The following is a 17191-nucleotide window of genomic DNA, read 5'->3' as shown; positions in this document are numbered from 1 at the left end:
ACACATTTTTTCGTTCCTGTCTCATTGGGAGGCAGGAACTCTAAACAAACGTGATTGATGAGGGCTAGGCGAATGTCAACAGCGACCCACGAAGAAACGTTAGGCTTTCAAACAGAAGTTAAGCAGCTTCTCAACCTGATGATTCACTCCCTGTATTCCAACCGGGAGATTTTCCTGCGTGAGCTTATCTCTAACGCCGCGGATGCCTGTGACAAACTGCGCTACGCGGCGCTAGATAACGATGCGCTGTACGAGGGCGACAGCGAGCTTCGGGTAGAAATTGAGCACGATAAAGAAGCCAATACCATTACGTTGCGCGACAACGGTATTGGTATGAACCGCGAAGACGTTATCGCTAATCTGGGCACCATCGCCCGCTCAGGCACCGCTGAGTTTTTAAAGCAGATGTCAGGCGAGCAGCAAAAAGATGCCAAGTTGATCGGCCAGTTCGGTGTAGGTTTCTACTCAGGCTTTATTGTGGCTGATGAAGTGGCAGTGCGTACCCGCAAAGCCGGGACGGCCGCCTCTGAAGGCGTTGAGTGGCGCTCTAAAGGCGAAGGTGAGTTTACCGTCGCTGATATTGAGCGCGAGCTTCACGGCACCGAAATTACGCTTTATCTGAAAGAAGACGCTCAAGAGTTTGCTGACGATTACCGCCTTCAAAACCTGGTGCGCAAGTACTCTGATCATATTGAAGTGCCCGTGCGCATGCCCAAGACCGAAACGGCCAAGGATGATGAAGGCAACGACATCGAAGGCAGCGAAGTCACCACGTGGGAAACCGTTAACGAAGCCACTGCACTCTGGGCGCGCCCCAAGAGCGACGTTTCTGATGACGAGTACAAGGCGTTTTATAAGCACGTTGCCCATGACTTTAGCGACCCGCTTGCCTGGAGCCACAACAAGGTAGAGGGCAAGCTTGAGTACACTAGTTTGCTCTACGTGCCGGGCCGGGCGCCTTTTGATATGTATGAGCGCGATGGCGCTCGCGGCGTTAAGCTTTATGTGCAGCGCGTATTTATCATGGATGACGCTGAACAGTTCCTGCCGCTCTACCTGCGCTTTATCAAAGGCGTGTTGGATACGCGCGATCTGTCGCTCAACGTTTCCCGCGAGCTTTTGCAGCAGGACCCGCAGGTCGACAAGATCAAAGGGGCGCTGACCAAGCGTGCGCTGGATATGCTTAAAAAGCTTTCCAAGGACAGCGAAGAGTACCAAACCTTCTGGAACACCTTCGGCAGCGTGCTGAAGGAAGGCCCAGGCGAAGATTTTGCCAACCGCGAAAAAGTCGCCGGTCTTTTACGCTTTGCGTCAACGCACAGCGACACCGCTACCCAGGATCAATCGCTTGCCGACTACGTCGAGCGCATGAAAGAAGGCCAGCAGAAGATCTACTACGTGGTAGCAGATAGCTTCAATGCGGCGAAAAACAGCCCGCACCTGGAGATATTCCGCAAGAAAGGTATCGAAGTTCTGCTGCTGTCTGACCGTATTGATGAGTGGCTGATGAGCCATCTGACCGAGTTTGACGGTAAATCCTTTGCGGATGTTGCCAAAGGCGAGCTGGACCTTGGTGATGTCGAAGACGAAGCCGAGAAAAAAGCTCAGGAAGAGACCGCCAAGGCGAAAGAAGACTTGCTGAAGCGTGTTAAAGAAGCGCTTAGCGATGGCGTTCAGGACGTCAAGGTTACCCATCGTTTGACTGACTCTCCGGCTTGCGTCGTGCTGCCTGAGCATGAGATGGGCTTTCAAATGCGCCGCATTATGGAAGCCGCCGGGCAAAAAATGCCGGACGTTAAGCCCATTTTAGAGCTCAACCCGGAGCACCCGCTGGTAACACGCCTGGAAGGAGCAGAAGGCGAGATCTTCACACAGCTAGCGCACATCCTGCTTGACCAGGCGATTATCGCCGAAGGTGGTCATCTGGACGACCCAGCCGCTTATGTGAAGCGTCTAAATAGCGTACTGACCGCTTAATCGTCGTTGCTACCTTTCACGGCCCGTTTGGATTCCCAAGCGGGCCGTTTGTTTTGATAAAGTAGCTGTTACTTTTCGCGTGATTTTTTCAGGACATCCTTATGGCTGAGCAGCAAATCAAGGTCGCGGTGCTGGGAGGTGGCAGTTTCGGTACGGCGCTTGCCAGCATCGCGGCGGATAACGGTGCCCATGTGCGTCAATGGATGCGAGACGAAGCGCTGGTCGCACAAATTAATCAAGAGCACCGTAACGGTCGCTACTTGCCGCACTATGCAATGAATCCTGCCGTTCAAGCTTCAACGGACCTGCACACGGTGCTGGACGATGCCGAGCTTGTGCTTATCGCCATTCCCTCAAAGGCGTTTCGAAGTGTGGTTCAGGCCGCGAAACCTTGGCTAAAGGCCAGCCAAATTCTGGTCAGTACCACCAAAGGTATTGAACCGGATAGCTTTCTGCTGATGAGTCAGGTGTTAGCGGATGAAACCGGCTTTTCCCATATTGGCGTCATCGCAGGCCCCAACCTTGCCTCAGAAATAGCCGATAAGCAGCTAACGGCGACAGTGATTGCCAGTGCCGATGCGCTAACGCGCACCCGTGTACAGCAAGCATTGGGCTGTCGCTACTTTCGTGTTTATGCCAGCAATGATCGCCACGGGGTGGAGTTGGGCGGTGCACTTAAGAATATTTATGCCATTGCGGCGGGCATGGCCGCTGCGTTGGGTATGGGGGAAAATACCCGCAGTATGCTAATGACTCGGGCGCTGGCTGAAATGAGCCGCTTTGCCGTGGCCCAGGGGGCCAACCCCATGACATTCCTTGGCCTTGCCGGGGTGGGCGACTTGATTGTGACCTGCTCGTCGAACCTGTCGCGTAATTATCGCGTGGGGTATGCCATGGGCGAGGGGCGCAGCCTTGAAGAGGCTGTTTCTGCGCTTGGCCAAGTGGCTGAAGGCGTCAATACGGTTAAACTGGTGTGTGCCAAGGCGCAGGAAATGGGCGTATATATGCCGCTTGCCGAAGGCCTCTCCCATGTTCTCTTCGGCGGTGTGCCTGCCCAGGAGATGGCGCGTACGCTGATGATGGGCGAGCAGAGCAGTGATGTAGAATTTATTCTGCCTCGTGAGGCAGTTCAGCAGGCCCATTTGGATAATCGAGGCTGGCATGAGTAGCTTATTCATTATGCGCCACGGAGAAGCAGCGCCCGGCTTTCCGGATAGCAAACGGCTGCTCACCCCGCAGGGGGAGCGCGAAGCCGCGATGATGGCGCAATGGCTGGCTGCACGCTTGGCAAAAGGGGAGCTTTTCGTACCGGCTCTTTATGCAAGCCCCTATGCGCGTGCGCAACAAACGGCACGTATGGTCGCTGAGGCATTAGGCTGTTCGCTAAGCACGCTGGACTTTATAACCCCAGAGGATGACCCGGCCAAGGTAAGCGATTGGTTGTTAACACAACCAGACAGCGCGCCTATAATGCTGGTCAGCCATATGCCGCTGGTGGGTAATTTGACGGAACTGCTGGTGGAGGGCAGGCCGGGCCAGGGGCTGGGGTTCGACACCGCGGGCATTGCGGAGTTAGAGGCAGACGTATGGGCAGCAGGCTGCGCTCAGTTAGCGCGTTATATGTCGCCAGGTCAGTTGGTTTGAAAGGACCGTTTTAAGGTAATAAAAAGGTAATAAAAACGGCGGCCCCTGGGCCGCCGTTCGCGTTGCTGTACGAGCCAAACGTTGATGCTTACAGCAGCGCGTCGAGCTTCTCTTTTAACACGCCGTTAACCTGCTGGGGGTTAGCCGTGCCGCGCGAGGCTTTCATTACCTGACCCACAAAGTAGCCAATCATCTTGCCGCGTTTTTCAGGTTCTGCGTCGCGATACTGCGCGACCTGAGCCGGGCTTTCAGAAATCACCTGGTCGATCATGGCTTCAATCGCGCCGGTATCAGTGACCTGTTTAAGCCCTTTGGCTTCGATGATGGCGTCGGCACTTTCGCCCTGGCCATTCCAGAGCGCCTGGAAGACCTGCTTGGCAGCTTTGCCGTTGATCGTATCGTCAATCACTCGGCTAAGTAACTCGCCCAGCTGGCGCGCCGATATCGGGCTACTGTTGATGGCGAGGTTCTCACGGTTAAGCGCCCCGGAAAGCTCGCCCTGTACCCAGTTTGCGGCCTGCTTGGCATCACCGCAACCTTGGTGAACCTCCTCAAAGAACTCGGCCATTTCACGGCTGGCAGACAGCACCGCGGCGTCATAAGCAGAAAGGCCTAGCTCACTCTTGAAGCGTTCACGCTTGTCGGCGGGCAGTTCAGGCAGCTGGCTGCGTAAGTGGTCCAGGTAAGCGTTATCAAGTACGACAGGCAGTAGGTCGGGGCAGGGGAAGTAGCGGTAGTCGTTGGCTTCCTCTTTGGTCCGCATGCTGCGGGTTTCATCGCGCTCAGGATCAAACAGGCGTGTCTCTTGAACAACGGTGCCGCCGTCTTCGATGAGCTCAATCTGGCGCTCTACTTCAAACGCAATCGCCCGCTCGACAAAGCGGAACGAGTTAACGTTTTTGATCTCTGCCCGGGTGCCAAAGGCTTCCTGGCCTTTCGGGCGCACAGACACGTTCACATCGCAGCGCATTGAGCCTTCGGCCATATTGCCGTCGGAAATGCCCAGGTACGTAACGATGGAGTGAATCGCCTTAAGATACGCGGCGGCTTCTTTGGCGCTGCGCATATCCGGCTCGGAAACGATCTCTAGCAGCGGGGTGCCTGCACGGTTTAAATCGATGCCGGTCATGCCTAAAAAGTCTTCGTGTAGCGACTTTCCAGCGTCTTCTTCCAGGTGCGCATGGTGAATGCGAATACGCTTGGTAGTATCGTCATCCAGGGTAATTTCCACGTCCCCAGGACCCACTATGGGCTGATACATCTGGCTGGTTTGATAGCCTTTGGGTAGGTCCGCGTAGAAGTAGTTTTTGCGATCAAATACCGATACTTCAGCAATATCCGCATGGACCGCTAGACCAAACTGAACGGCCATGGCCACGGCCTGCTCGTTGAGCACAGGCAGCGTTCCTGGAAGGCCCAAATCAACTGCGCACGCCTGAGTGTTTGGCTCGGCGCCAAACGCGGTAGAAGCACCAGAGAAAATTTTGGAGCGAGTAGCGAGCTGAACATGGACTTCCAGCCCAATTACGGTTTCCCATTGCATTAGGCGTGCTCCTCGGCAATAGCAGGAAGTTGAAGGTGCCAGTCGGTCGCTTGCTGATACTGGTGCGCCACATTTAAAAGCTGCGCTTCAGCAAAGTGCGTACCCAGAATCTGTAAGCCTACTGGGCGGCCGTCGGCAAAGCCTGCGGGTACGCTGATGCCGGGGATGCCCGCCAGGTTTACGGCAATCGTATAAATGTCCTGCAGATACATCGAGACCGGATCCTTTTTGGCACCCAGGTCAAAGGCCGGAGTCGGCGAGGCCGGCCCCATCAAGACGTCAACATCTTCAAACGCGTCTAAAAAGTCCTGGCGAATCAAGCGGCGAACTTTCTGCGCTTTGGTGTAGTAGGCGTCAAAAAAGCCTTCAGAAAGAGTATGCGTACCAATCAGAATGCGTCGTTTGACCTCTTCACCGAAGCCTTCGGCACGGCTGCGCATGTAAAGATCGACTAAATCGACCGGCTCATTGCAGCGGTATCCAAAGCGCACGCCGTCATAGCGCGACAGGTTGGAGGAAGCTTCCGCAGGGGCGATGACGTAGTAGGCCGGAATCGCATAGTGAGTATGCGGAAGGCTCACTTCGCGTACCGTCGCACCCAGCGACTCATACACGCTTACCGCGTCACGCACGGCTTTTTCGACCTCGGGGTCTAGTCCGTCACCAAAATACTCTTTCGGTAGGCCGATTTTTAGGCCTGAAAGCGGTGCATTGAGGGTTTCGGTATAGTCAGGCACACCGCGGGCGACGCTGGTGGAGTCGCGTACGTCGTGACCCGCAATCACGTTCATCAAATGCGCGCAGTCGGAAGCCGAGCGGGCCATGGGGCCTGCCTGGTCCAGGCTGGATGCGTAGGCAATGATGCCGTAGCGCGAAACGCGCCCGTAAGTGGGCTTCAACCCCGTAATGCCGCAAAAAGCCGCCGGCTGGCGAATAGAGCCGCCGGTATCGGTACCCATGGCCGCAGGCACAAGGCCGGCAGCGACTGCAGCAGCGCTTCCGCCGGAACTGCCGCCGGGAACAGCGGTTGAATCCCAAGGGTTTTTAACCGCACCGTAGTAGCTATTCTCATTGGAGGAGCCCATGGCGAACTCATCCATATTGGTTTTACCCAGGCTGATGGTGCCGGCCGCATTAAGCTTCTCTACGACGGTGGCATCATACGGCGCGATGAAGTTATCCAGCATTTTGGAGCCACAGCTGGTTTTTACATCGCGTGTACAAAAAATATCTTTTAACGCCAAAGGAATGCCGGTAAGCAGCCCGGCATTACCCGCTGCGCGTGCTTTATCGGCCGCTTCGGCCTGATTAAGCGCCTGTTCAGCGGTCACGGTAATAAAGCTGTTGATCTTGCTATCAGCTTTTTCAATTTTTTGTAAATAGTGCGAGGTTAACTCGCGGCTGGAAAACTCACCACTTTTTAAGGCGGCAGCGAGTTGCGTTAACGTTTTATCAAGCATGACCCGAAAGCTCCGTTCGAGAACGTATGAAAAGTGTGGAAACCGTCATTAAAACTGTCGTTAAAACAGCCTTAAAAACACGGCTTTCTTACTCAACGACACGGGGGACCAGATATAGGCCGTTTTCCACTGCCGGAGCACAACGCTGAAAGGTGTCGCGCTGGTTGGTTTCGGTTACTTCGTCCGCACGCAGGCGCTGGGTGGCGTCCAATGGGTGTGAAAGCGGAGAAACTCCCTCTGTATCAATGCTTTGTAATTGGTCGACCATGTCCAAAATGCGGCTTAGATCGTCTACAAAGCCAATAGCCTGGTCATCGCTGACGGCGAGTCGGGCCAGATGTGCAGCCCGGCGCACATGAGATTCTTCAAGCGCCATGATCGAAAATTCCTCGCTAAAACGTGAGATGGAACATATTCCGCGTTATACGGTATACAATCAGTCATCGAAAAAAACGTCTTGTGTAGCAGACGTGGAAAATAGCCGCAAAAGGTAGCACATTTTGACCTCCGCGGGCAGTGTTCAGCGCGACTCGTGCTTGCTGCCAAGGGGTTGCGGTGATACCGTTTGCATCCGCACAGGGTTCCCGGTCTGCACTAGGTAACAACATCCATGTTCAAACGTTTGAGGGGGCTGTTTTCCAGCGATCTGTCGATCGATCTGGGTACGGCCAACACACTGATTTATGTTCGCGGTCGTGGCATCGTGCTCGATGAGCCGTCCGTTGTCGCCATTCGCCAGTCTGGCAGTATGCGTAGCGTGGCATCGGTAGGTGCCGACGCAAAGCGTATGCTGGGGCGTACGCCTGGCAATATTACCGCCATCCGGCCCATGAAAGACGGCGTCATCGCCGACTTTACGGTCACCGAGCAGATGCTTCAGCACTTTATTCGTAAAGTGCACCAAAGCACCTTCCTGACGCCTAGCCCGCGCGTACTGGTATGCGTACCGTGCATGTCAACGCAGGTTGAACGGCGAGCGATCCGTGAATCGGCTGAAGGGGCTGGCGCCCGTGAAGTGTTCCTGATCGAAGAGCCAATGGCTGCTGCGATTGGCGCTGGGCTGCCAGTTGAGGAAGCACAAGGTTCGATGGTGGTAGATATTGGTGGTGGTACCACCGAAATTGCCATTATTTCGCTTAATGGCGTGGTGTATTCAGAATCGATCCGCGTAGGCGGTGACCGTTTTGATGAGGCGATCACCGCGTACGTGCGCCGCCACTATGGCAGCTTGATTGGTGAAGCCACGGCTGAGCGAATCAAGGAAGAGATTGGTTGCGCCTACCCCGGTGGTGAGCTGCGTGAAATCGACGTCCGTGGGCGTAATTTAGCGGAAGGTATACCGCGCAGTTTCACGTTGAACTCGCACGAGATTCTGGAAGCGCTGCAGGAAACGCTTGGCTCGATTGTCGCCGCTGTTAAAAGCGCACTTGAGCAGTCGCCTCCAGAGCTTGCTTCTGATATTGCGGAGCGCGGTTTGGTGTTAACAGGCGGTGGCGCGTTGCTGCGCGACCTCGATCAGCTGATTGCTGAAGAGACGGGATTGCCGGTCATCGTTGCCGAAGACCCACTTACCTGTGTGGCAAGAGGCGGCGGTAAAGCGCTTGAAATGATCGATCAGCACACGTTTGAGCTGCTCTCAAGCGACTAATTTTTAGCGGTTTATCGCGGGGGATTGCCTATTAAACCGCTATTTTCACACGGGTCGCTGCCGGGCTACCGGCTGTTTTTCTGCGTGCTGGCGGCAAGCGCCTTGATGTTTGCCGACCACCGATTTACACGCATGGAAGGCGTGCGCGCCCAAATGACGATGGTTGTTGCGCCTGTTCAATGGATTGTTAGCGTGCCTAGCGATCTATTGAATTGGGGCGCGCTCGCGCTGTCTGATCAGCAGGCATTGGTGGATGAAAACCGCCGACTGCGCGAACAAATTCTGACGCTGTCTCATCGTGGGCAGCGCATGGCCAACCTGACGGCTGAAAATACCGAGCTTCGTCATCTATTAAACGCTGCAGAACGGCGTCAAATTCCTTATATCAGTGCAGAGCTGCTTTCCCTGGATAATGACCCGTTTAGCCATCAAATGGTGGTTGATCGTGGGCATCGTAACGGGGCGTATGTTGGGCAACCTGTGATTGATGCGTCGGGGCTGGTAGGCCAAGTGACAGCCGTTTCAGCGTACTCTAGTCGTGTGCTGTTGCTGGCAGATGCAAGCCATGCACTGCCTGTTCAGATTAACCGTAACGGATTGCGCTTTATTGTCCAGGGGGCTGGTCGCTATGGCAGCGTCAATGTATTACACGTGCCAGACACGGCGGATATTCGGGAAGGCGATTTGCTCACCACCTCAGGGATTGCCGGTCGTTTTCCGCCGGGATACCCCGTTGCGCGCGTTACCAACGTTTATCATGACCCCGGCCAGCCATTTGCGCATGTAACGGCTGAACCTACTGCCCAGTTGCAGCGTGCTCGTCATTTCTTGCTGCTTTTCCCACCGCCGCGCGAAGACATCGAAGATTCAATTTGGGATGACTCCATGGATATCTCAGCCAGCGCGATACATGCAGCCCAGCGCCTTGCGCCAACGGTACCTGCTGATCCTCAGGAGGTTCGCTAATGGCGCGCGCACCTGTTGTACCTTTGGTAGTGGTGTGGTTTAGCTTGATTCTGGCGCTGTGTTTGCAAGTCATGCCACTGGCCGAGGGGTGGCAAGTTTATCGGCCTGAATGGATCGGGCTGATGCTGATTTACTGGTGTATGCGATCACCTGACCGAGTCGGTGTTTTCCATGGCTTTGTACTTGGGCTGCTGCTTGACCTGATAGAGGGAACGGCGCTTGGCCAACATGCGCTGATATTGTCGTTATTAGCGTTTCTATGCGCCCTGGTGTATCCGCGCTTTCGAGCGTATTCACTGGTTCAACAGTCGCTGCTGGTGCTGGTGCTGCTTGGTCTGGTGCAGTTAGTCGAACAGTGGTTACGTACCTTAACCGGGGAGTTCTCAATACACCTCTCTTTCCTGATGTCGGCGTTAATCAGTGCCTTTTTATGGCCATGGTTAGCTACCATGTTTAAGGCACTGGAAAGACGCTTACTGGGGGCTTAGGCATGCAGTCAACGCTGGCTACTACATCATCGCCCATGCTTTGTTTGGCGTCTGCTTCACCCAGGCGGCGAGACCTGCTGGCGTCTATTGGGGTGACGGTGAGTGTTATACCCAGCGATGTAGATGAAACGCCAAAGCCGGGAGAGTCAGCAGCGGCTTATGTACAGCGTCTTGCGGTTGCCAAGGCCTTGGCAACTGCGCCGAAGACGCTGTTACCGGTGCTTGGGTCGGATACCGCCGTAGTGGTAGACGGTACTATTCTGGGCAAGCCGGTTAATGCAGACGATGCCGCCGCTATGCTGAGGCAGTTGTCGAATCGGACACATCAGGTGCTGACGGCGGTGGCTGTTACAGGGCCCAAGGGGGTGCTGTGTTGCTGCGTAACGACGGACGTCAAGATGCGACAGGTCACCGCTCAGGAAATTAGCGATTACTGGTTAACGGGTGAGCCAGCGGACAAGGCGGGCGGATATGCCATACAAGGCTTGGCCGCCATTTTTGTCGAAGAAATCAAGGGTAGCCACTCTGCCGTTGTGGGTTTGCCGCTTTATGAAACGGCGCAGTTGCTTGGCCAGCAGGGAGTGCCTATTTGGATGGGGCATTAATACTCGCACACTTATTCGTCGTCTCATGCCCCCTGTAACGGGTGTGATATACGTGAACCGAGAAGGAATTTTGCATGAGCGGTGAAGTCCTCATCAATTTAACGCCCATGGAAACACGGGTTGCGCTCGTTGAAAATGGCGTTTTGCAAGAGGCGCTTATAGAGCGCTCACGACGACGTGGCATTGTAGGTAATATCTACAAAGGCAAAGTGGTTCGCGTATTGCCTGGCATGCAGGCTGCCTTTGTCGATATTGGCCTTGAGCGCGCGGCGTTTATCCATGCCCATGAAGTTATGCCCTCCGGCACGCCCGTTGATGAGCAGCAAACCATTGGGCAGTTATTGCACGAGGGGCAAGCGCTGGTTGTACAGGTAACCAAGGACCCCATTGGTACGAAAGGGGCGCGTCTTACCACGCACCTCTCTATTCCCTCTCGCTATCTGGTGTATATGCCCGACTCTCCTCATCATGGAGTTTCGCAGCGCATTGAAGATGAGCGTGAACGCGAGCGCCTGAAGGCCCTGCTGGATAGCAGCATTACTGAGCAAACATTGGAAGTGACTGGCGGCTTTATCGTACGCACGGCCGCTGAAGGCGTCGGCGATGAGGAACTGGCGGGCGATATGCACTTTTTGCTGCGTATCTGGCGTAAGGTTGCCGAGCGCAAAATTAGCGCGGCGCCGTCCAACGTCATTTATGACGACTTGCCGCTATTTATGCGTACCTTGCGCGATGTGATGCGTGATGATATCGAGAAAGTGCGTATCGATTCTCGGGAAAATTTTGTCAAACTGGTCGAATTTGCCGAAGAGTTTATGCCCTATGCCGTGGATAGAATTGAGTACTACCCAGGCGAGCGGCCCATTTTTGATCTCTATAGTGTAGAAGATGAGATTCAGAAGGCGCTGGGCCGCAAGGTGCAACTGAAGTCAGGCGGATATCTGGTCATTGACCCGACCGAGGCGATGACGACAATTGATGTCAATACGGGGGGGTACGTTGGGCATCGCAACCTCGAAGAGACCATTTTCAAGACCAACCTTGAGGCCGCAACGGCCATTGCCCGCCAGCTTCGGTTACGCAATCTGGGCGGTATTATCATCATCGATTTTATTGATATGGTGGAGGTAGAGCATCAGCGCCAGGTTATTCGTGTGCTTGAAAAAGCGCTGGAGCGTGATCATGCCAAGACCAAATGCACCGGTGTTACCGAGTTAGGGCTTGTGCAACTGACGCGCAAGCGTACGCGTGAGAGCCTTGAGCAAACGTTGTGCGATGCATGTCCTACCTGTAGCGGACGCGGCACGCTCAGAACCCCCGAAACGGTGTGTTACGAGATCTTCCGCGAGATTCTGCGTGAAGAACGCGCCTATAGCCCTGAAACGTATACCGTGCTCGCTTCCCAGTCCGTCGTTGATAGGCTGCTGGATGAGGAGTCGGCGGCAGTGGCAGACCTGGAAACGTTTATTAATAAAACGATTCGCTTTCAGGTGGAGCAACACTACTCACAAGAGCAGTACGACATTGTGTTGATGTGATGCCATGACGATCCGCTCGCTGACGCGTTGGAGTTTACTTCTACTTGCCTGGGGACTGGGCGGCATTGCGGTAATAGCGCTGCTTTTCCGGCTCATGGTCAGTCAGGCAGATACTTTGACGCCGCATGTTGAAGCTTTTTTGGAAGCTCAGATTGGTGTGCCGGTAACGATTGAGAATCTCTCATTTTCAATGGCGCGTAGTGAGCTGATTGTGGAGCTTGAAGGCTTTGGGGTCGAAACGCCGAGCGGTCAGCCGCTTTTTTCACTGCGCCAAGCCGAGCTGCGCCTGGATATTGGCGCATCGCTACGTAATCTCTTGCCTATCTTTAGCGATATCAGATTACATCAAACCGAATTTCACCTTTATCAAGGAGTGAACGACGTTTGGCAATGGCCCGACCCTGCCAAGCTGCCGTTGCATATAGCGCCAGAGCCGGATGTTGACCTACCAACCATTGATGCCTGGACGGAATGGGTATTGCGCCAGCAAATCTGGATTGATGACACACGTGTTGTGCTACACGGCAAGCAAGAGCAAGTCATTCTCGAAGCTCCTGCGCTGTTGTTAGCCGGCAATCAGCAAGGGGCAAAACTTCAGGGCACGGTCGACGTTCTTTATTCGGAGCGCAGCGAAACGCCACCGATACCCGCCGTACAACTACTAGCGGAAATGCAGCCGGGCCGAGATGGTCTGAACGATTTCTCTGCCACGTTGAAGCTGGAGGCCCAGTTTGATCAGCTGCTGACGCTGGTTGAGCTGTTTCGGCCAGAACATATGCCGAACCTGGAGCAGGCCGGAGGCGATGCACGCGTGTGGGGCCGCTGGTATGAAGGCAGGCTTCAGGAGGTGCGCCTTGCCATCGATATCCCTCAGCTAGTGCTACGCCAGGATATTCAGTTCGCCGTGTTAAGAAACATACAAGCACAGGGTGAGTGGCAGCGCGAAGGAGAGGGCGGTGAAGCATGGTTAAGCGGTAACGCAGAGAGTGTTGATTGGGCTGAACCTGGCGAGGCGATAGAGGGCCCGGCACTTCCGCATCACTGGTACCTGTCTCATCGGCCAGGCCAGTGGGCGCTGCGTACCAGTGCTTTTGAGCTGGCTTCGCTCACTGCTTGGCGAGACTACGTATTGTTACCCGAATCCGTGACGCGTGTACTGGAAACGCTGGCTCCGAGGGGGCGGGTGCAAGGGCTGAGCTTGGGCCAGAAGGAGGGTAGCTGGGAGGTCGATGCGGCGTTAACCAATGTCGAAGTATCGCCTTGGGAAGGCGCGCCAGGTGGCGGCCCCATGGATGCCTGGGTTCAAGCTCGGGACTCCCGTGGCCGGGTGACGTTTAATAGTGCCGGTGACAGTTCGCTCTATTTCCCCGACTTGTTCACCGAACCCATGCAGCTTCAGCAGGCTGAGGGCATCGTAGAGTGGGTCTACGATGGACCTAATACGATGGTCAGCGGCCGTCAAATTAACGTGGATTGGGACGATGCCCAGATAAGCGGTGGGTTTGGGTTAGTGGTTGCAGAGGAGACAGGTCGGTTCGGACTGGATATCGATTTTGCCAATGTCGATGCGCTTGAGCGCCCTCTGGGTCAATGGCTGCCCTTACATGTATTCGATGAGGAACTGCGTGACTGGCTGTTAGATGATATTGGCGGCAAGGTGCCCAATGGTTCGCTCAAACTGAGCCTGCCTATCGAGAGCGACATTAGCGCTGATGATATATCCGCAACGCTGGCACTTAAGATAACCGAAGGGCATTTGCCTATTGCCCCCGGCTGGCCTCGCCTGGAGGATGTTGAAGGGCGTTTAACGTGGCAAAATCAGGTGCTTGAAGCGCGGGTTGAGCATGCCCAGAGTCGCGGTCTAACCGCTTCACAAGGCGAGCTGACCATGCAAGATGAGATACTCAATGTGTCGGGTAACCTGCATGGCGATGGCTCCGCCCTGATCGCATTTTTAACATCGATACCTGATGTCGATATGAATATTCTCAACGACCTTCAGGCTGAAGGCGAGGTAGAGGCTGATTTAGCCATATCACTACCTCTGGAAGCGCCAGATAATTTCCAGCTGGAAGTCAATGCAGTCCCTGCGCTCACCCGTGTCGCTTACGCCCCCGTGGGCGAGGCGCTTCAGGCGGTAAAGGGCCAGTTAACCTGGCAGCAGTACGGTGACAGCATGGCGCTAATAGGCAGTGTCGATGGACAGCTATTGGGCGGCGATATTAGTGCTGACATGCATACCCAGCGAGACGGTATCCGCTTGCGGGGGCAAACGCCGGTGGCGTCACTTTTCTCATTGGTGGATATACCTGCCGAGCAAGGCAAGCAGCTGCTTGATGGAACGATGCAGTGGCAAGGGCGCGTAACGCTTGAGCCAGGCCCTGCGCTATCTCTAGAAAGCCAGCTTGAAGGGGTGCGTCTTGATCTGCCTGAACCTTTTGCCAAGGCTGCAGGCGAGCCTTGGCCCTGGACGCTTAATGCTGATTTCGACAGTGGTCGGGTGGAGGGTCGCTTGGCCGATATCGCGCATTTACGCTTAAAGGATCGGTTAGGTGACGTGTCAGGCAACCTGCATGTGGCGGATGCAGAGGTAAGCGCACCCGAGTGGCCGATGCAGTCAGGCTTTCGCTTACAGGCAAACCTTCCTCGCATTGACCCAATGGCGTGGCAACAAGCCGTCGCTCCACTGTTTCGAGGCGACCAGGGTGTGAGCGGTGATCTAACCGCTCAACTATCCGGTCAGCATCCGCCGTTGGAGTTTTCCCTGGATACCGCTTGCCTTGTCTATCAGCAAGCATGCGTTGGTGGTGCGGCATTAATCGGCAGTGTACAGAATGGCACAGTTACCGCAGCGCTTGAGAGCGACTTGGTGACGGGGCATCTTCGCTATCAGCAAGCAGCTCAGCACCCTCTGGATATCACCATTAGCCAGTTAGCACTGGATAGGCTGACTAATTTGGCAGATACGAGCAGTGAGTCAGAAACGACCTCGCCGGATTCTTGGCTCGGTGAAGTGGAGACGCAGCGCACAGTGCCTGCGGCTATTCCTGAGTGGCTGGCTGAGCTACCCGATGGGCGACTTCGGTTGGCGGAAATGAGCATGGGGGAAAGCCGTTTCGGGCCTTTATCCGCCTATTGGTACACTGAACCAGGCCGGTTTTCGCTAATGCCGGTTGGGTTAACGCTTGGGCAACTTTCTGCTCGTGGTGAACTCTATTGGGAGGGCGATGCCTCGACCAGTCGAACCCAGGCCAATATTTCCATCGAAGGCGGCGATGTAGGTACCGCTCTTGAGCGCATGGATCAACCCGTTGCCTTACGCAGCCGACGTACTACCGCAACCGCCAATCTTGGCTGGGCGGGCGCACCATGGCAGTTCTCGTTAAATCAGGCGCAGGGCGACATAGGCATCGACGTGCAGGATGGGCGCTTTATGCATCTGGACTCTGCACCGGTGCGTCTCGTTGGCCTGCTGAATTTCGATAATATATTGCGTCGATTGCGGTTGGATTTTTCTGACGTCACCGGCACGGGCACCGCTTTTGATCGCGTTGACGGCACGGCAGATGTCGAAAATGGCCAGCTTTCGTTGAGCGAGCCATTGCAAATTAAAGCACCTGCCGCCAACTTAACCCTAACCGGTAATGTTAACTTGCTTCATCGAGAGCTTGATTTGCGCCTTGGCGTTGTGATGCCGGTGACGCAAACACTGCCCATTGCCGCCCTTGCGGTGGGCGCTCCTGTTGTAGGTGGCGCACTATTTATTGCTGATCAGCTTTTTGGCAGCGCTCTGGATCGAGCGACGACCATTCATTATCGCGCGCGAGGCCCCTGGACTTCGCCGCAGGTTACTTTAGAAGGCTCCGAATGACCGCATTTAAGAGCGATATAGACTCCGCCGTTTCCATTCTTCTTACGCCGGGTGGCTTGGACCTTGATGGGCTTGATAAAGGCCTTGAGTACGCCATGGGCGCGGGTGTGGATTACGCCGATCTCTACTTTCAGCGCACCTGGACAGAGGGCTGGGTGTTGGAAGATGGTGAGGTAAAAGAGGCAAGCTACAACATTGATGGCGGTGTGGGCGTCCGCTCCCTGGCCGGAGAAAAAACCGGCTTTGCCTACTCCAATCAGATTAGTGCGGATGCGCTGATCGATACCGGGCGCACGGCCTCAGGCATTGTGCGTAGTGGCAAGCGCTTGCCTGGGCAGGCCGTTAAGCCGGTTTCAGTGGCCCCTTTTTACGCTGGTGTTGATCCTTTAGCGGGGCTGACTGCTGAAGAGAAGGTCGCCATGCTAAAAGAAGCCGATCGCATCGCGCGCGCGGCAGACCCTAGCGTTTCTCAGGTAAGCGCCTCGCTTTCAGGCACTTACGAAGTAGTTCTGGTGCGTGCCAGTGATGGCACTTTGGCCGCGGATATTCGCCCGCTGGTGCGCTTTAACGTTAGCGTAATTGCCGTGAAAAATGGCCGCAGAGAGCGCGGCAGTGCAGGCGGTGGCGGACGCTACTCCATGGCTCGCCTGCGTAATGAAGGTGTTGCCGAGCGATACGCAAAAGAGGCCGTACGCCAAGCGCTCGTCAATCTTGAGGCGGTCGATGCGCCAGCCGGACAAATGCCGGTGGTACTGGCTTCTGGCTGGCCGGGTATTTTGCTGCACGAAGCCGTCGGCCATGGGCTGGAAGGTGATTTCAACCGTAAAGGCAGTTCGGCATTCTCGGGTCGTATGGGGCAACGCGTCGCTGCCAAGGGTGTGACGGTGGTCGATGATGCCACGATTGCTGATGGTCGCGGCTCGTTAAGTGTCGATGACGAGGGCACGCCCGGGCAAAACACGCCGTTGATCGAAGACGGCATTCTTACTGGCTATATGCAGGACAAGCTGAATGCCCGATTAATGAACATGGCGCCAACCGGTAATGCTCGCCGCGAGTCGTTTGCGCATTTACCCATGCCGCGCATGACCAATACGGTCATGCTGGCAGGCCAGGATGCACCCGAGGATATTATCAAAAGCGTCACAAAAGGTATTTATGCCGTTAGCTTCGGTGGCGGCCAAGTGGATATCACCTCGGGCAAATTTGTATTCTCCGCCAGCGAAGCCTACCTGATTGAGGATGGGCGCATTACGGTTCCCGTTAAGGGCGCCACGCTGATTGGTAATGGGCCGGAGGCGATGGGGTGTGTCTCCATGATTGGCCACGATATGGCGCTGGATACAGGAATTGGCGTGTGTGGCAAAGAGGGTCAAGGCGTACCGGTTGGGGTGGGTCAGCCCACACTAAAACTGGATGAGCTAACCGTTGGCGGTACGCAGTCCTCGTAA

Annotated in this window: 13 protein-coding genes; 10 read left to right on the top strand and 3 right to left on the bottom strand. The window is 55.2% G+C overall.

What is annotated here, in order from left to right; all coding sequences use genetic code 11:
* The first annotated feature begins 72 nt into the window (after nt 1-72).
* The 3 genes from htpG (at nt 73) to sixA (ending at nt 3621) form a co-directional block, all read left to right on the top strand.
* Complete coding sequence (gene htpG / locus ACT3R4_RS00935; protein ID WP_441677022.1) at nt 73-1977, top strand: molecular chaperone HtpG; 1905 nt, start codon at nt 73-75, stop codon at nt 1975-1977.
* Between the two features lie 101 nt (nt 1978-2078).
* Nucleotides 2079-3146 (top strand): NAD(P)H-dependent glycerol-3-phosphate dehydrogenase, encoded by a 1068-nt coding sequence (locus tag ACT3R4_RS00930; protein ID WP_441677023.1) that lies wholly within the window; start codon nt 2079-2081, stop codon nt 3144-3146.
* Nucleotides 3139-3621: a phosphohistidine phosphatase SixA gene (sixA, locus tag ACT3R4_RS00925; RefSeq protein ID WP_441677024.1), complete on the top strand. Its 483-nt coding sequence runs from the start codon at nt 3139-3141 to the stop codon at nt 3619-3621. The genes ACT3R4_RS00930 and sixA overlap by 8 nt, the downstream gene beginning before the upstream one ends.
* A gap of 88 nt (nt 3622-3709) precedes the next feature.
* Here sixA and gatB read toward each other — a convergent pair whose 3' ends face one another.
* The 3 genes from gatB to gatC all read right to left on the bottom strand — a co-directional run bounded on the left by gatB (nt 3710) and on the right by gatC (nt 7000).
* Nucleotides 3710-5164, bottom strand: coding sequence for an Asp-tRNA(Asn)/Glu-tRNA(Gln) amidotransferase subunit GatB (gene gatB, locus ACT3R4_RS00920; RefSeq protein WP_172116296.1), 1455 nt, complete (start codon nt 5162-5164; stop codon nt 3710-3712).
* Entirely contained in the window at nt 5164-6624 is a 1461-nt protein-coding gene (gene gatA, locus ACT3R4_RS00915; protein ID WP_441677025.1) for an Asp-tRNA(Asn)/Glu-tRNA(Gln) amidotransferase subunit GatA, read from the bottom strand. Before gatA ends, gatB begins: the two co-directional genes overlap by 1 nt.
* A gap of 88 nt (nt 6625-6712) precedes the next feature.
* On the bottom strand, nt 6713-7000 hold the full coding sequence (gene gatC, locus ACT3R4_RS00910; RefSeq protein ID WP_087109458.1) for an Asp-tRNA(Asn)/Glu-tRNA(Gln) amidotransferase subunit GatC: 288 nt from the start codon (nt 6998-7000) through the stop codon (nt 6713-6715).
* Between the two features lie 234 nt (nt 7001-7234).
* Here gatC and ACT3R4_RS00905 point away from each other — a divergent pair, with 234 nt between their 5' ends.
* The 7 genes from ACT3R4_RS00905 to tldD all read left to right on the top strand — a co-directional run bounded on the left by ACT3R4_RS00905 (nt 7235) and on the right by tldD (nt 17191).
* Nucleotides 7235-8272 (top strand): rod shape-determining protein, encoded by a 1038-nt coding sequence (locus ACT3R4_RS00905; RefSeq protein WP_441677026.1) that lies wholly within the window; start codon nt 7235-7237, stop codon nt 8270-8272.
* 24 nt (nt 8273-8296) lie between these two features.
* The gene (gene mreC, locus ACT3R4_RS00900; RefSeq protein ID WP_441677027.1) at nt 8297-9238 is read left to right on the top strand and encodes a rod shape-determining protein MreC; all 942 of its coding nucleotides are present in this window, start codon (nt 8297-8299) and stop codon (nt 9236-9238) included.
* Nucleotides 9238-9726 carry a rod shape-determining protein MreD gene (gene mreD / locus ACT3R4_RS00895; protein ID WP_441677028.1) on the top strand — a complete coding sequence of 163 codons (489 nt, stop codon included), beginning with the start codon at nt 9238-9240 and terminating at the stop codon, nt 9724-9726. Before mreC ends, mreD begins: the two co-directional genes overlap by 1 nt.
* Before the next feature lie 2 nt (nt 9727-9728).
* Nucleotides 9729-10331, top strand: a complete 603-nt coding sequence (locus ACT3R4_RS00890) for a Maf family protein (protein WP_441677029.1) — start codon at nt 9729-9731, stop codon at nt 10329-10331.
* Nucleotides 10332-10405: 74 nt separating this feature from the next.
* Entirely contained in the window at nt 10406-11869 is a 1464-nt protein-coding gene (gene rng / locus ACT3R4_RS00885; RefSeq protein WP_441677030.1) for a ribonuclease G, read from the top strand.
* A gap of 4 nt (nt 11870-11873) precedes the next feature.
* Nucleotides 11874-15740, top strand: a complete 3867-nt coding sequence (locus tag ACT3R4_RS00880) for a YhdP family phospholipid transporter (protein WP_441677031.1) — start codon at nt 11874-11876, stop codon at nt 15738-15740.
* The gene (gene tldD, locus ACT3R4_RS00875) at nt 15737-17191 is read left to right on the top strand and encodes a metalloprotease TldD (protein ID WP_441677032.1); all 1455 of its coding nucleotides are present in this window, start codon (nt 15737-15739) and stop codon (nt 17189-17191) included. The genes ACT3R4_RS00880 and tldD overlap by 4 nt, the downstream gene beginning before the upstream one ends.

The sequence above is a fragment of the Halomonas sp. AOP7-E1-9 genome (assembly GCF_052376035.1).
Lineage (GTDB): Bacteria > Pseudomonadota > Gammaproteobacteria > Pseudomonadales > Halomonadaceae > Vreelandella > Vreelandella citrativorans.
Note: the sequence above shows the minus strand (reverse complement) of the source record. Positions and strands in the feature narration are given on the sequence as shown.